The 15,555-nt window shown below is 61.3% G+C and carries 10 protein-coding genes; 7 read left to right on the top strand and 3 right to left on the bottom strand.

The window, feature by feature from the left end; translation table 11 throughout:
• Nucleotides 1-264: 264 nt before the first annotated feature.
• Nucleotides 265-945: an orotate phosphoribosyltransferase gene (gene pyrE, locus AAAT03_RS02955; protein ID WP_117839940.1), complete on the bottom strand. Its 681-nt coding sequence runs from the start codon at nucleotides 943-945 to the stop codon at nucleotides 265-267.
• Between the two features lie 435 nt (nucleotides 946-1,380).
• On the opposite strand from pyrE, the gene mgtA reads away from it, so the two are divergent.
• The gene (gene mgtA, locus AAAT03_RS02950) at nucleotides 1,381-4,149 is read left to right on the top strand and encodes a magnesium-translocating P-type ATPase (RefSeq protein WP_349102554.1); all 2,769 of its coding nucleotides are present in this window, start codon (nucleotides 1,381-1,383) and stop codon (nucleotides 4,147-4,149) included.
• 189 nt (nucleotides 4,150-4,338) lie between these two features.
• Here the strand turns inward: mgtA and AAAT03_RS02945 are convergent, their stop codons facing one another.
• Together AAAT03_RS02945 and AAAT03_RS02940 are read right to left on the bottom strand one after the other, a co-directional pair.
• Nucleotides 4,339-5,652, bottom strand: a complete 1,314-nt coding sequence (locus AAAT03_RS02945; RefSeq protein WP_117839938.1) for a DUF4038 domain-containing protein — start codon at nucleotides 5,650-5,652, stop codon at nucleotides 4,339-4,341.
• A gap of 208 nt (nucleotides 5,653-5,860) precedes the next feature.
• The gene (locus AAAT03_RS02940) at nucleotides 5,861-7,288 is read right to left on the bottom strand and encodes a PTS transporter subunit EIIC (RefSeq protein ID WP_253056935.1); all 1,428 of its coding nucleotides are present in this window, start codon (nucleotides 7,286-7,288) and stop codon (nucleotides 5,861-5,863) included.
• A gap of 490 nt (nucleotides 7,289-7,778) precedes the next feature.
• Between AAAT03_RS02940 and AAAT03_RS02935 the strand changes: the two genes are divergently transcribed.
• The 6 genes from AAAT03_RS02935 to AAAT03_RS02910 all read left to right on the top strand — a co-directional run bounded on the left by AAAT03_RS02935 (nucleotide 7,779) and on the right by AAAT03_RS02910 (nucleotide 15,541).
• The gene (locus AAAT03_RS02935) at nucleotides 7,779-9,116 is read left to right on the top strand and encodes a prolyl oligopeptidase family serine peptidase (RefSeq protein WP_253056936.1); all 1,338 of its coding nucleotides are present in this window, start codon (nucleotides 7,779-7,781) and stop codon (nucleotides 9,114-9,116) included.
• A 267-nt stretch (nucleotides 9,117-9,383) separates the two neighbouring features.
• On the top strand, nucleotides 9,384-10,895 hold the full coding sequence (locus AAAT03_RS02930) for a nucleoside hydrolase-like domain-containing protein (RefSeq protein WP_161194535.1): 1,512 nt from the start codon (nucleotides 9,384-9,386) through the stop codon (nucleotides 10,893-10,895).
• A 348-nt stretch (nucleotides 10,896-11,243) separates the two neighbouring features.
• Nucleotides 11,244-11,981 carry a DUF4428 domain-containing protein gene (locus AAAT03_RS02925; protein WP_117758603.1) on the top strand — a complete coding sequence of 246 codons (738 nt, stop codon included), beginning with the start codon at nucleotides 11,244-11,246 and terminating at the stop codon, nucleotides 11,979-11,981.
• Nucleotides 11,982-12,005: 24 nt separating this feature from the next.
• Nucleotides 12,006-13,328: a hypothetical protein gene (locus tag AAAT03_RS02920; RefSeq protein ID WP_349102553.1), complete on the top strand. Its 1,323-nt coding sequence runs from the start codon at nucleotides 12,006-12,008 to the stop codon at nucleotides 13,326-13,328.
• Nucleotides 13,329-13,376: 48 nt separating this feature from the next.
• Nucleotides 13,377-14,618 carry an SPFH domain-containing protein gene (locus AAAT03_RS02915; RefSeq protein WP_253056940.1) on the top strand — a complete coding sequence of 414 codons (1,242 nt, stop codon included), beginning with the start codon at nucleotides 13,377-13,379 and terminating at the stop codon, nucleotides 14,616-14,618.
• Nucleotides 14,619-14,698: 80 nt separating this feature from the next.
• Entirely contained in the window at nucleotides 14,699-15,541 is an 843-nt protein-coding gene (locus tag AAAT03_RS02910; protein WP_055252146.1) for a hypothetical protein, read from the top strand.
• The last annotated feature ends 14 nt before the right edge of the window (nucleotides 15,542-15,555 follow it).

The following is a 15,555-nucleotide window of genomic DNA, read 5'->3' as shown; positions in this document are numbered from 1 at the left end:
CGAAGGCGTCGATGACATGCCGGGGGCGGACCGGGACGGGTTTAACGGCAGGCCCCGCCGATCGATTGCAAGCGGTCGGCGGGGCCATTGTGGCCCTTGACAGTGGATTGGGTCATATGAGCGAGCGGGCCGCATTTGAGACAAGGTGACGTGAAACGAAAGGGCGCTGACCTTCTGGTCGCGCCCTTGAAGTTGAACGTCAGATTGTCCAAATGCGGCCCGCGCAGCGTCGGCCGGTTACGGCGTTTGGTAAAACGCCGTAACCTACTTAACTCCGTACTGCTCGTAGTAGGCGTCGATAGCGGCCTTGAGCTCGTCATCGATGACGACCTTGCCGTCGATCTCGTGGTTGTAGAGGGTCTCGACGACCTCGGCCATGGAGACGATGCTCGCGACGGGGAAACCGTACTTGGCCTCGATCTCCTTCTGCGCGGTGGTCACGCCACCCTTGCCGACCTCCATGCGGTTGAGGGAAACGATAAGGCCCTTGATCTCGACATCGGCAGCAGCCTTGACCTTGGGGTAGGTCTCGTCGATGGACTTGCCGGAGGTGGTGACATCCTCGACCATAATCACGCGGTCGCCGTCCTGGGGCTCATAGCCCAAAAGGTTGCCCTTGTCGGCACCGTGGTCCTTGGCCTCCTTGCGGTCACAGCAGTACTTGACCTCCTTGCCGTACAGCTCGTGGTAGGCAATGGCGGTCACGACGGCCAGCGGAATGCCCTTGTAGGCCGGTCCAAACAGCACGTCGAAGTCGTCGCCAAAGTTATCGTGAATGGCCTGGGCGTAATACTCGCCCAGCTTCTTGAGCTGATAGCCCGTCACGTAAGCGCCGGCGTTCATAAAGAACGGGGACTGACGGCCGCTCTTGAGCGTAAAGCTGCCGAACTTAAGAACATCGGACTCGACCATAAACTTGATGAACTCTTGCTTGTAAGCCTCCATGCGGGCTCCTCTCGTAATCGCGTACGTGTCTTCCAGTTTAGCGCAGGCAAGGCGCGTTGCGGGCGCGCTTTGGGGCCTCAGCATTCTGTAAAGGCTTTGTCAGGGGCAATGGTTTTCCAAACAAAGGGGTTGACACGGCAAACCCCCTCATCAAAAATACGGGCGGATTAAAACGGGTACGAGATACCCAAAGCGCGCCGCGCCCGGCCTTAAGGGGGTGTGCCATGGAAGGCAGCCATAGTCGAAAAACCTGCATGTCGCCCTCGGCACGCCGCGAGGATTCCGCGCACGCATAAGCGCCACTAACCGATCGTCAAAACCACCACAAAGGTGCCTGTCCCTTTGTGGTGGTTTGAAAGCATGACGTGAGCGACATCTAGGTTTTTTGAAGCAAATACGACACGTACGCTAACTCCCTTCAACAAGGAGGACCCTATGCTGATGCTCAAAACCGCCACGGTACTCGAAGCCATCTCCAAGCGCCGCCGCACGGCGCGCCCCGCCGCTCGCGCCGGCATGTCCAAGAACATCATATTCGCCGCCACCCATAGCGCCGAGGACGCCCTCGTGCTGCTCGACGCCACGGCCGACGGACTCACTGCCGAGCATGCCGCCGAGCGCCTGAACGCCGTCGGCCCCAACACCATCGAGGCGCCGACCAAGACGCTTGTGCGCCGCATCGCCGACGCATTCGTTGACCCCTTCGCCGGCATCCTCGCCGCGCTCGCGCTGGTCTCGCTCTACATCGACGTGCTCGCCGTGCCCGAGCCGCAGCGCGACCCCTCCACGGTCATCGTCATCGGCATCATGTTGCTGGTATCGGGCGGCATGAAGTTTATCCAGGAAGCCCGCAGCGGCAATGCGGCCGAGGCCCTCAAGGACCTGGTCTCTAACACCTGCTGCGCCCTGCGCGACGACGAGCGCCTCGAAATCCCCTTCGACGAGCTCGTCCCCGGCGATGTGATCCGTCTCTCTGCCGGCGATATGGTGCCGGCCGATGCCCGCATCATCACCGCGCGCGACCTGTTTGTGATCGAGTCCGCGCTCACGGGCGAGAGCGAGGCCGTCGAGAAGACCTCTGCCGCAGCTGTCATTGAGGGCGCCGACAGCTCCGCGTTGCCGCTGTCTGCCTGCAAGAACATCGTCTTTACCGGCACCTCCGTGCAAAACGGCACCGCCATGGCACTCGTCGTTGCCACCGGCTCGGACACATACCTGGGCGGCATCGCCAAGATGCTCAACGGGCGCGGCGAGAAGAGCGCGTTTGACCGCGGCGTCTCGAGCGTCTCCATGCTGCTCGTGCGCCTCATGCTCGTTATGGCGCCGGCGGTCTTTGCCATCAACGCCGCCACCAAGGGCAACGTCATCGATGCGCTGTTGTTCGCCACGAGCGTGGCCGTGGGCATCACGCCGCAGATGCTTCCCGTCATCGTGACCACGAGCCTGTCGCAGGGCGCCAAGGACCTCGCCCGTCGCCAGGTTATCGTCAAGGAACTGCCGGCGATCCAAAACCTCGGCGCGATGGACGTCCTGTGCTGCGACAAGACCGGCACCCTCACCGAGGACCGCATCGTGCTCGAGCGCTACCTCAACACCGACGGCAACGAGGATGCACGCGTGCTGCGCCATGCGTTTTTGAACAGCTTCTTCCAGACCGGCCTCAAAAACCTTATCGACCTGGCCGTCATCGACTGTGCCGATGTGACGCCCTCGACCGTCGTGCCCGATTCCATGCTGGGCCAGAGCCTGCGCGACCGCTATACCAAGGTCGACGAGGTGCCCTTCGATTTCTCGCGCCGTCGCCTGAGCGTAGTTGTCGCCGACGCCCAAGGCAAAACCCAGATGGTTACCAAGGGCGCTGCCGAGGAAATGCTCGAGATCTGCTCCTTTGTCGAGGTCGATGGCATCGCTCTGCCGCTCACCGACGAGAGGCTCGCCCAGATTCGAAAGCAGGTCGCCGGACTTAACGCCGAGGGCCTGCGCGTGATTGCCGTGGCGCAGAAGACCAATCCGCGCTGCGTGGGCGAGTTTGGCATCGCCGACGAGTGCGACATGGTGCTGATGGGCTTTTTGGCCTTCCTCGATCCGCCCAAGGCGAGTGCCGCGGGCGCCGTCGCCACCCTCGAGGCCAAGGGCGTGGCGGTCAAGGTCCTGACCGGCGACAACGATCGCGTCGCCGCCACCGTCTGCGAGCAGATCGGTATCGACGCGAGCAATGTCTTGCTGGGCTCCGAGATCGATGCGCTCGATGACGCCGAGCTTGCCGAGCGCGCCGAGCACACCCACCTCTTCGCCAAGCTCTCGCCGCTGCAGAAGGCGCGTCTGGTGCGCGTCATGCGCGAGCTGCTCGGCCACACCGTGGGCTTTATGGGCGACGGCATCAACGACGCCGCCGCCATGCGCGCGAGCGACTGCGGCATCTCGGTCGATTCGGCCGTCGACATCGCCAAGGAATCCGCCGATATCATCTTGCTTCAGAAGGACCTGGGTGTGCTCGAGCGCGGCATCATCGAAGGCCGCCGCACCTACGGCAACCTGCTCAAGTACCTCAAGACCACGGTGAGCTCCAACTTTGGCAACGTACTGTCCGTGACCGTCGCGAGCCTGTTCCTGCCGTTTTTGCCCATGAGCGCCCTGCAGCTGGTGTTGCTGTCGCTGGTCTACGAGATCGTGTGTATCGCGCTGCCGTGGGACACCGTCGATGACGCCTGGACCGCCCGTCCGCGCGCCTGGGACGCCGCGTCCATTAAGGGCTTTATGCTCGAGTTGGGTCCCGTGAGCTCGCTGTTTGACATCGTAACCTTCGCCGCGCTCTTCTTTGTGGTGTGCCCTGCCACCGTAGGCGCAAGCTGGTCCGAGCTCGCCGGGACGGGCAACGCCGCAGGCATGGCGGCCTTTGTGGCGCTCTTCCAGAGCGGCTGGTTTGTCGAGTCCATGTGGTCGCAGACGCTCGTGATCCACATGCTGCGCTCCCCGCGCCTGCCGAGCCCGCGCGACCACGCCGCGCCCGCGCTGTGCGTTCTCACCGTACTGGGCCTGGCGCTCGTCACCTGGCTGCCGGCAAGCCCCATCGCCGATGCGCTCGGCCTCTTGCCGCTGCCGGCGAGCTTCTTCGCGCTGCTCATCGGCATCGTCACCGCCTACATCGCGCTCACTCAGCTGGCAAAGCGCCGCTACATTGCCCGCCACGGCGAGCTGCTGTGACGCCCGAATCGTGGCGCGCGACCCATCAGGCGATCAAAAAGTCCCGTCTCAAGTTAAACCACTCATTTAAGTACGTCCCCAATGAGTGCGGCGGAATGGCTCCCCTTGACAGCTTAAAGCCGTCATGCAGGAACCATTCCGTCGCAGCCTTATGAAAGGGACTGGGTTGTAAATGTTGGAGAAGAGCCGTTAGCGCTCGGGTGTCAGGATCACCAGAGCGTCGTGCTCAAAGGGATGCTGCGCCACGCGCACGGTGCCGTCACCGTTGTCACGGACGGGCAGTTTTGCGATGCGCTTGTCCTCCATGTCGAGGACCGTCGCCGTCCAGCCACGCGCGCCGTCGAGCTTAAACTTGAGCGCCGTGGTGCGCGGCAGGTACGTGACGACGCGATCGCCAACGCGCGCCACACGGATGGCCTCGCGCGCGTCATCGAGCAGCTCCTGCGCCGGAACCACGGCAAGCGCATCGTCACCGGCAGTAGCGCCTAGGCTGGCAAGCACATGCTCGATCGCGCCAAAGTCCCACACACCCGCAAACTGCAGGCACTCTTGCCAGCGGAAGGGCATGTCAAAGCCCTCGCCCAGGACCGAACCCTGGCTGCGCGATGTCTGCCAGTTCCAAACGCCGTGCGCGCCATAGGTCACGCCGGCACTGGCGCCGGCAAGAATCGACGACCATACGCTCGCGCGGCAATCCTGCGCGGTAAAACGCCAGTAGACGTTGCGCGACGCACCCATCTGCTCGTAGCAAGGCTCGGAGTTGACCATCGGCTTTTTGGGATAGTTGGCGATAAAGTCCTGCGGCAGACGCCATGCCTCGGGCTGGCCCTCGTAGTTGTGGCCGGGCTGGAACATGTAAAAGTCCAGACGGCCCAGATACTGCGCCGGAATGGTACGATTGCCGCGGTTGATATGCATGGTGCGCAGTGCCTCGGGCGCGCGCTTGACGACCTCGTCGAGCGCGTCCTCGTAATAGACGATCGCCTCGTCACCGGCAAAGTCGGTATCGCCCGTCACTACGTAGACGGGGTCGAACTCGCCCAGGTTCTCGACGACGCGGGCAACGTGGGCACGGACCTCCTCACGCGGCATAACCTCGGCGCCGCAACGCTCGGCGATCTTGGCACCCCAGGTACCGGGCACGTAGTTGCACCACATAAGCACGAGCGCCGGGCGAATGCCGTGCTCCACGGCCGCCTGGCACATGCGGCGGGCGCGGTCCCAGTATTCCTGGTTGGGCGCGCTCCAGTCAAAGTGCACGCCGTCCTCGCTCGCGTAGGGCCAGATGCCCAGGTCGGGCAGGCAGCGGTCCCACTGCGGCAGGGTATTGACCTGCAGCACGTTCATGCCCTGCTCGGCGCGGCGGGTCAGATAGTAGTCCCAGTCCGCCTCGGTGATACTCGTGAATGCGCTCCAGCACGTGTCGGCAAACCAAAAGAACGGCTTGCCGTCGCAGAGAAACCCGTCCTCACGACCGTTGACGGTCAGCTTTCCCAAACTCATCTGCGTGTCCTTTCGTTTGATAAAGGATTTGCGAACCGCCGGGGGCTTTCGCGATAACCCCGCGCGAAAGCCTCCGCCGCTTGGCAAACCCTCGCGGGCGAAGCTCACCCGCCCCATCAGTCTACCTTGCAAGAAGGGCCCCGCCGGGCTTACGCCTGACGGGGCCCTGTCGTGTAGGTGAGGTCATATGTGACCGAATGGCTTGGCCTTAGGCCTCCATCTCGGCGAGCTCCTCCTTGGAGAAGCCGGAGACAAAGACAACGGCAGCGGCGATGACAAAGGAGATTGCCATACCAACGATAGCCCAGACGGTGTTCATCTGGCCACCCTGCAGGTAGTTGGTGAAGACCAGGAAGTTGGAAGCACCGCCTGCGAGGTAGTAGGTGACGCCCATGAGGCCGGAGAACACAGCGCCGATGGCACCGCCGATGAACATGCCGAACATGGTACGACGGAAGCGCATGAGGATACCGAAGAGCGCGGGCTCGGTGACGCCGCCGGCGATAGCGGAGATGACGTAGCCGATGGCAAGGGACTTCTCGTCGGGGTTCTTCATCTTGAGGAAGGCACCGAAGGCGCAGCCCCAGACAGCGGCCATAGCGCAGTTGGTGGAAACGAAGACGAAGGGATCGTAGCCGGCAGCGATGATCTGAACCTGAGCGAGCAGGATGACGGGCATGTGCATGCCGCAGACCACGAAGAGCTGCCAGAAGGCGCCGAGGACGGCCATGACGATCAGGATACCGATGCCGCCAAGGTCAGCAAGGCCGAAGAGCGCGTTAGCGATCAGCGTACCGATCTCGTTGCCGATGGGGGCGAGGACGATGAAGGCGATGGGGATGGTAACGATCATGGTGCAGAACGGCGTGAAGACCGTGGAGAGCACGTCGGGCATGACCTTCTTAAAGAACTTCTCGACGAAGTAGAGGACAGGCACCGAAAGGATAATCGGCAGGACGGACTGCTGATAGTTGGCAGCGGCGATCTGGATGCCGTAGACGGAGATGATGCCGCCACCCTCCTGAGTCGCGACACTCACGACGGACGGGGCCATGAGAGCGCCGCCGAGGAGCATGCCCAGAACCGGAGAGGCGCCGAGCTTCTTAGCGGCGGCATAGCCCAGGTAGATGGGGATAAAGGTAAACGTTGCCTCGTACAGCGTGGTGTAGAGGAACGTATAGGTCGGGTCGTCGGCCGAGAGCACACCGAGCATGGTGGGGCCGAGGACGGCCGCGATGGTGCGGAACAGACCGCCAGCCATGAGCAGCGGGATGAGCTGGGTCATGGAGCCGGACAGATAGTCGAGGATGATGTTAGGCAGGTTCTTGAGCTCGAACTTCTCCTTGGGAGCATCGAGGTTCTCGTCAACGGCCTCACCCTGCTTGACGCCGGAAATGGCGACGAACTCGGCGAGTACCTTGGGCACGTTCTGGCCGATGATGACCTGGAGCTGGCTGCCGGCAAACTGGCAACCCAGAACACCCTTGACCTTCTTAATCTTCTCCACGTCGGCCTTGCTGTTATCCTTGAGCGTCAGACGCAGGCGCGTCATGCAGTTGGTGGCAACGGAAACATTCTCCGCACCGCCCACGAGCTCGAGGACATCGGTGGCAATCTGCTTGTTATCTACTGCCATGGGACCCCTCCCCATATCTTCGTGTGCCAGCCCCCTTGGGCTTAGGCACGCCTTTGGCCCGGCGACTATAACCCCTTACGGTTGCCGGACCCTTGGATACGCTTTTGTAAACAAGGTGTTTACTGAACGTTTACGGGCTTTAGTTTACACGGAGCGCCGAATTTATGGCAATTTTGCCGTCTACAGTCCGGTGAACGGTAGGAAATCGGGGGTGAACGTATTTGAATGGCGGGAGATGGTCTCTTTGACCCTCTATTGATATATAGCCATTTACGTGGGATTTTATTTTGATGAACACCTCACTGATCTGTTAACTCATCAACAGAATCCCTGCTAGAAGCTAGTAAACATACGTTTAGTAGTTCACGACGTGTTCAGTTTTGCCGTTTACCGAGTTTATCTGCTTGTTCTGCAATTCTGGATTAAACTAAACATGTTTATATTGTATTGCCGCTAATGTTTCGTGTTGGCGGCACAAGGGAGGCAGCTCATGGAACTCAAATCGTGTACCTACGCAACCGTCACCACCTTGGGCGACTTTGGCCCCTGGATCAGCAAGGTCGTACTCGACCTGCCCTGCACCGTGCGCGCCAACGATATCGACGCAAGCACCTTCCATATATATGTAGAGCGTCACGAGCGCACGGGCGAGGTCCTGATGCGCAAGGAGCGCGGCGCCGACCATGCCGCGCCCTCGGTGGGCTACATCGACGTTCTCCGCGCGTATCCGTGTGACGAGAACGGGCGCAAGCTCGCTGTGGGCACCCACGTGGCGCTCGAGGTCGCCGAGCAGCGCCTGACCAAGACCATCGAAGGCGGCGTCATGGGCTCGCGCATGCTCGATGACCAGCTGCGCATCACGCAGCTCACAGCTCTTCCCGGCAACGACGGCGACGATCCCACCTGCGGCCTGGTCTTCGACACCTGCCGTGGCGATATCTGCCCCGCGCTCAAAGGCTGGAGCAACGCCACGCAAAAGACCGCCGTCGACGGCATCGCGCTCGAATACGGCTTCTTTGAGCCCAGCTTTAAGGCCGAGGACTCGGCATGCTTCAACCCCTTTGCGCCCGAGGCAACGGTTGTGCCCCAAAAGGCCCCGCTCGTGGTGTATCTGCACGGCGCCGGCGAGGGCAAGGGCACCACGCAAGGCGAAGGCGCCACGCGTGCCTATATCGGCAACCGCGTCACAGCCATTAGCCAGGCGCAGATCCAGCGCTACTTTGGCGGCTTTGCCTGGGTGCTCGTGCCGCAGTCGCCCACGTTTTGGATGGACAACGGCGTCGAGCAGCTTGGTCACTCCAACCAGAGCATCTACTCCCCCGTGCTCAAGGCACTTATCGATGAGTTTGTCGCCGAGCATGCCGACCGCATCGACACCGACCGCATCGTGGTCGCCGGTCTTTCCAACGGCGGCTTTATGACCCTGCGCCTGTGCGCCGACTACCCCGATTTCTTCGCCGCGGGCCTTCCCTGCTGCGCCCCGTGGTACAACGCCACGGACGAGGACGTAGCCGCGCTCGCCAAGACGCCGCTGTGGTTTACGCACTCCAAGGGCGACGAGCTCGTGCACCCGCAACAGACCGTGCTGCCGCTGTTCGCGCGCCTGCGCGATGCCGGCGCCAACGTGCATCTCACCTACTTTAGCCATGTCGAGGACCTGACCGGCGTGTATCGCGAGGCCGACGGCTCGGCCAAGAAGACGTTCAACCACGGCGTGTGGATCCACCAATTCAACGACCTGTGTTATCAAGACTTCGACGGGGGCAACGTACTCATCGACGGCGAGCCGGTGGGCTGCTGGGAGTGGTCGGCCAGGGTTTCGAGGTAACCATCCCATCGGGGGCTCTGACCTTTAGTTTTGTAAACGTCCTCGCGCATGAGCCCCGCTTATCCTGCTCCTTCGGAGCATCGGATAAGCGGGGCTCGCGCTGCGGAATGTTTACAAAACTAAAGGTCAGAGCCCCCCTAAGTTAACGTTGTTCGAAACGCTGGTCGGCCGCTTCCGGCGGGCCGCCGGGTCGCGGGCGATGGGGGCGTGGGTCCCGTCTTGCCTTGCGCGTAACTGGCTGAATTGATTTTGATTGGAGCTGTTCCTATGTCCCAGAAGTTGACTCGGGTGATTGTTACCACTGATATGGAAGTCGATGATATGAACTCGCTTGTTCATTTGGCTCTGTATCTCAACTTGCTTGATGTTCAGGCTGTGGTGTATACGGCTTCGCAGTATCACTTTCTTGGGGATGGGGTTCATACGCTCGGCGAGGTGAATTCGCATTGGCGGACCAAAGGGCGGCGCTCTTATGAGTGGGCTGTTGTGCCTCATGAGCCCGATCCGCTGGCTGGCGAGCTTCGTGAGTATCGGCCGTTTCCCGAGCATTGGATTGAGAGTCTCTGGAGTAATGAATATACCCAGGCTTGGCCGCAGTTGCAGGCAAATGCGGACGCCGCCGGTGAACCGCCGTTTCCCACGCCTGCCCAGATGATCGAGCGTACGTTTGTGGGAAATGTTGCTTTTGAGGGTGATGTGTGCGAGGAGACTGAAGGGTCTCACGTCATCGCCGATGCCATCATGGACGATGACCCGCGCACGCTGTGGCTGCTCAGCTGGGGTGGTATGAATACGATCGTTCGCGCCCTCATGAGTATTGCCGAGCGTTATCGCGCCACACCCGAGTGGCCCGCCGTACAGCGGCGGGTCTATCAGAAGGTGCGCGTGATGGGCGTTGCCGATAGTGTGGGGCAGGATAACTCGTGGCTCGACCATGGGCGCGAGCTCTTTCCCGAGCTCATCTTTTGGCGTACGCCCTATATGTATGGCAACTATTTCGACGCCAAAACAGCTCAGCCCGATACGCTGCCGCTGTTTAAGGCTCCTTGGCCTGAGCGGAATCTCACGCAGGGCAACGGACCCCTCATGGCACGCTATATGCTCTATGGCGATGGTAAGGTCTACGAAAACGAGCCTGAGCGCTTTCAGTTTGGCAAGCATGCCCGCCTGGATTGGGGCCTGGAAGGCATGCCCGCGGTACAGTTTGAGCGCGGCGACTTTATGGCCGAAGGCGACAGCATGACCTATATTCCGCTGCTTCCGTTTGGCCTGCGCGGTATCGACGACCGCGACTTCGATACGCTGCTCGGCCGCATGTTTCTTGATGGACACCCCGATGCGAACGCGCCCACCGGTTTTGCCGCCCTCGGCACGCCCCCAGACGACAATCTCAATCCCTATCTGCGTGCCTATCAGGAAGACTTTGCCGCCCGCGCGCAATGGTGCGCCCATGATCCGGCCATCTGCTCGCATCCGGCGCATGTTGTCGAGGTCACGGCCGACCGCAGCGCCGCAGCCGGCGAGCGCATCGACCTTGCGGCGACCATCGTCGACCCTGACGGCAGGGGCTTCGATGCGCATTGGGATGTCGCCGTAGACCCGTCGAGCTATGCAGGCGTCCAGGATCTGTCGCTGTGGCAAGAATGCACGGAGGATGCCACTTTCATCGTGCCCGCCGACGCACGACCCGGCGACCGCTTTGTGCTCACCCTCACCGTGCAGACGCGCGCCGAGTGCCCCTGCACCCGCTACACCCAGGTCGCCGTGACTGTGGCATAGCAAGGGCGACGCCCACATTCGGCAGCCGCCGCATTCGACAAAGAGTGTCCCCAGGCGTCAAACGAGCGGGGATTTTTGGACACCCAAATGACGAGAGTGGATAATCTCCCACTTTGAGCCCACAAACAGGCCAAAAACGGGAGATTATCCACTCTCGTTCTGCGAGCACTCATTGGGGACGTACTTAAATGAGTAGTTTCACTCATTTAAGTACGTCCCCAATGAGTAGGAAAAATGGGCCATGTGTCCCAGTTGTGGAGACTCGTTGAGCCGTCTGGGTATCGTGAAAGATCGCGCACTCCCCCATCATCAAAAGTGACACACGCTACCAGTTGATGGGAGGCAGCCATGGGCTTCTTTGACAAGATGTTCGAGAAGAAAGAGTGCGCGATTTGCGGTACCGAGCTGGGACTTCTAGGTAAGACAAAAATCAATGAAGGCTACCTGTGCAAAGAGTGCGCCGGCAAGCTCTCCCCCTACTTTCACGGCTATCGCTCCAGCACCGCGGACGATATCCGTGAGCAACTCGCCTACCGCGAGGCCAACGCCGAGCGCCTGGCGTCGTTCAACCCCACGCGCACGCTTTCTGCCGGGCGCACCAACATCATGCTCGATGAGGACGCGGGCCTGCTGATCATCACCTCGCAGAGCCGCTGGCGCGACGCCAATCCCGACATCATCGAGTTCTCGCAGGTACTCGGCTGCGATATGGATATCGACGAGCATCGCACCGAGATCTATCGCGAGACCGAGGACGGCGAGCGCGAGAGCTACAACCCGCCGCGCTACGACCTGGATTACGACTTTAATCTGACCATTCACGTCAACACGCCGTACTTTACCGAGATCAACCTGCGCGTAAACGACTCCACCATCGATCAGCGCGGCTCCATCGAATACCGCGAGGCCAAGCGCCAGGCAACCGAGGTCCGCGACGCGCTGGTGCAGCTGCGCCAGGAGACGCGCGACAGCGTCGTTGCCGCCAAGGCCCCCAAGACTGCGGTGACCTGCCCCTTCTGCGGTGCAACCACCATTCCCGATGCCAGTGGGCGCTGCGAATACTGCGGCGGCGCCATCGGCGCATAGCCTCCGGCACGGAAAGGACCGATCATGGCCTTCGAGAGCGTTAACTATCAGTGCCCTGCCTGCGGTGGCCCCCTGCATTTTGCCAGCGCCGAGCAAAAGCTCGTCTGCGACTACTGTGACTCACGCTTTGAAGTCGAAGAAGTCGAGGCCCTCTATCGCGAGCGCCAGGACAAGGCAGACGCCAAAGCCGATGCGGCAGCCGCAACGCCCAAGCCCGTCGCCGACGACGCGGTGCAGGAGCTCGCCCAAAACGCCGGCTACATCTGCTCGTCGTGCGGCGCCGAGCTCGTGTCCGACGGCACCGTCGCCGTCACCACCTGCCCGTACTGCGGTAACTCCGCCGTGGCGCCCGGCCAGCTCTCGGGCGACTTCTCGCCCGACCTGGTGATTCCGTTTAAGCTCGGGCGCGACGATGTCACGGCCGCACTCAAGGAACACTATAAGGGCAAGATCTTGCTGCCCAAGAGCTTTGTCACCGGCAACCACATCGACGAGGTCCAAGGTGTCTACGTGCCGTTTTGGCTCTACGGCGCCCGCGTTGACGGCGAAGTGTACTTTGACGCGACCAACGAGACCGTGACCGAGGAATCCGATCGCACCGTCACGACCACCGACCACTACGATGCCTATCGCAAGGGCAATATCTCGTTTAAGCGCGTGCCCGTCGACGGATCGTCCAAGATGCCCGACGGCCACATGGACGCCATCGAGCCGTTTGACTACGACGCACTGCGTCCGTTCTCGGTCGCATATATGCCCGGCTACATCGCCAACCGTTACGACGAGGACTGCGAGACCTGCAAGGCGCGCGCCGAGCGCCGTATGGAAGAAAGCACGATCTTGGCCCTGCGCGAGACTGTCGTCGACGAATACGACGATGCCACGGTCGAAAGCAAGCAGCTCGACTACACCTGGGAAGACAGCGACTACGCCCTGTTCCCCGTCTGGATGCTCTCCACCTCGTGGAACGGCAAGAGCTACCTGTTTGCCATGAACGGCCAGACCGGCCGCTTGGTCGGCGAGCTCCCCTGCTCCAAGCCCAAGCTCGCCATCGCCTCGGTGCTGTTCTTTGTGATCGGATTTGTCCTCTCCCAGATTCTCTTTATGGGCGAGAACGCCTTCGATCCGGATTACCTCGCCTTTGATATCGAGGGCATCCTCATCAACATCATCGCGCCGCTGATCATCGTGATTATTGGAGACGTGCTACTGGTAGGCCAGCTCAAGACGGCCAACGAGGCCACCCACGCCGACGAGTACTGCGGCGAGCTCGACCTGACCGAGAAGCACGACACCTTCAGCCACACCGAGACCACCGTTGTCATGAAAGACGACAAGGACGACTAAGCAATCCAACCAATACCACCCGGCCTTTGACGAGAAAGGAAGATCACCATGGGACTCTTGAAAGCTGGATTGGGAGCTGCCGGCGGCGTCATGGCCGACCAGTGGAAGGAATTTATCTACTGCGAATCGATGCCTGCTGACGTCTTGGCCTGCAAGGGCAGCAAACGCGCCGGTGGCCGCAGCTCCAACACGCGCGGCGAGGACAACGTCATCTCCAACGGCTCCGTCATCGCCGTCAACGACGGCCAGGGCATGCTCGTGGTGCAAAACGGCAAGATCATCGAAGTCGCGCTGGAGTCTGGTGAGTTCGTCTTCGATACCGGCAGCGAGCCGAGCGTCTTTAGCGGCAACCTGGGCGATTCCATCAAGGAGACCTTCGCCAATATCGGCAGCCGCTTTACTTTTGGCGGCGACGCGGGCAAAGACCAGCGCGTCTACTTCATCAACACGAAAGAGATCATTGGCAACAAGTACGGCACCGCCTCGCCCGTGCCCTTCCGCGTGGTCGACAACAACATCGGCCTGGACGTCGACATCTCCGTGCGCTGCAACGGCGAGTATTCGTACCGCATCACCAACCCGCTGCTGTTCTACACCAACGTATGCGGCAACGTGACCGATAGCTACACGCGCGACAAGATCGACAGCCAGCTTAAGTCCGAGCTGCTCACCGCCCTGCAGCCCGCCTTTGCCAAGATCTCGGAGATGGGCATCCGCTACAGCGCCATCCCCGGCCACACCACCGAGCTCGCCCGCGCGCTCAACGAGGTCCTCTCTGCCGACTGGCGTGACCTGCGCGGTGTCGAGATCGTGAGCTTTGGCGTCAACTCCATCGCAGCCTCGCAAGAAGACGAGCAGATGATCAAGGACCTGCAGAAGGCCGCAGTCATGCGCGATCCCACCATGGCGGCAGCCAACATTGCCAGCGCCCAGAGCGACGCAATGCGCGCGGCAGCCGCCAATCCCAACGGCGCGATGGCAGGCTTTATGGGCATGGGCATGGCAGGTGGCATGGGCGGCATGAACGCCAGCCAGCTGTTCGCCGCCGGCCAGGCACAGCAGCAGGCCGCCCCGCAGCCGGCTCCGGCACCCGCCCCCGCACCGGCTCCTGCCGCTGCCCACGCGGCCGGCACATGGACCTGCAGCTGCGGCGCCACCAACACCGGCAAGTTCTGCTCCGAGTGTGGCAGTCCCGCACCCGCCCCGGCACCGGCCAAGTGGTTCTGCCCCAACTGCGGCAGCGAAAACGGCGGCAAGTTCTGCAGCAACTGCGGAACGCCCAGGCCCTAGCCCCTCTATCTGGTAATTGGCGGGGGATCCGCCACCCCCGCATTTGCTTCTATGGGTTTCGTTCGATAAAGGAGGACACCATGAAGACAACGTTCAAAAAGTCCGTACTCGCATTTCTGACATGCGTCCTTGCGCTCGCCTTTGCCCTGACGGGCTGCAGCGGCGGCGGCAAAGACCCCAAGGCCAACTTCGTCGGCAGCTGGGAACTCTCGGGTGGAACCCTGGAGGGCGAAGAACTGACCGATGAGTACATGAAGATGCTCGAGGATTGGGGTGTGCACTGCGTCCTGATTCTCGATGAGGACGGTACAGGTGCCCTCGACCTGTTCCTTGAAGTCGTCGACCTTAAATGGGAGGCAAAGGACGCCACCACCGTAACCATCACCGCCGAAGACGAGTCGCATGACATGAAGCTCAAGGACGGCAAGCTCATCCTCGAAGAGGATGACGGCAATCTTGTCTTTACCAAGTCCGACAAGGACCTGTCCGGCACGGTGAAGAAGGATCGCGAGGCGGCCGAGAAGGAAGAAGAGATCGACGAGGCCGTCGAAGACGACGACGTCCAGAAGACTGAAATCTCCCCCGCCGTCACCGTTGCCGATGACGACCTGTGCACCATTACCATCACCGAGAAGTTCAAGGACGAGTGGGGCGACATCGGTTTTGTCGTCAACATCACCAACAAGAGCGACAAGGACCTGACCTTCTACGCCCCCAGCGGCAAGACCAACGTCAACGGCACCATGAAGGAACCCTGGTTCTCGGCTCACCTGATGCCCGGCACCAACGCCACTGAGGAATTCACGTTCTCGAACGGCACGCTCGATAGCCTTGACGACCTGGTCAATACGACCATCGGCATCGACGCCTACCTGACCGATTCCTACGAGGACGTTGCCTCCTACAGCGCAACCATCGCGTAACGGCACGTAACATC

The organism is Collinsella sp. CLA-AA-H167, from assembly GCF_040095305.1.
GTDB lineage: Bacteria > Actinomycetota > Coriobacteriia > Coriobacteriales > Coriobacteriaceae > Collinsella.
This window is presented reverse-complemented; position numbering and strand designations above follow the sequence as displayed.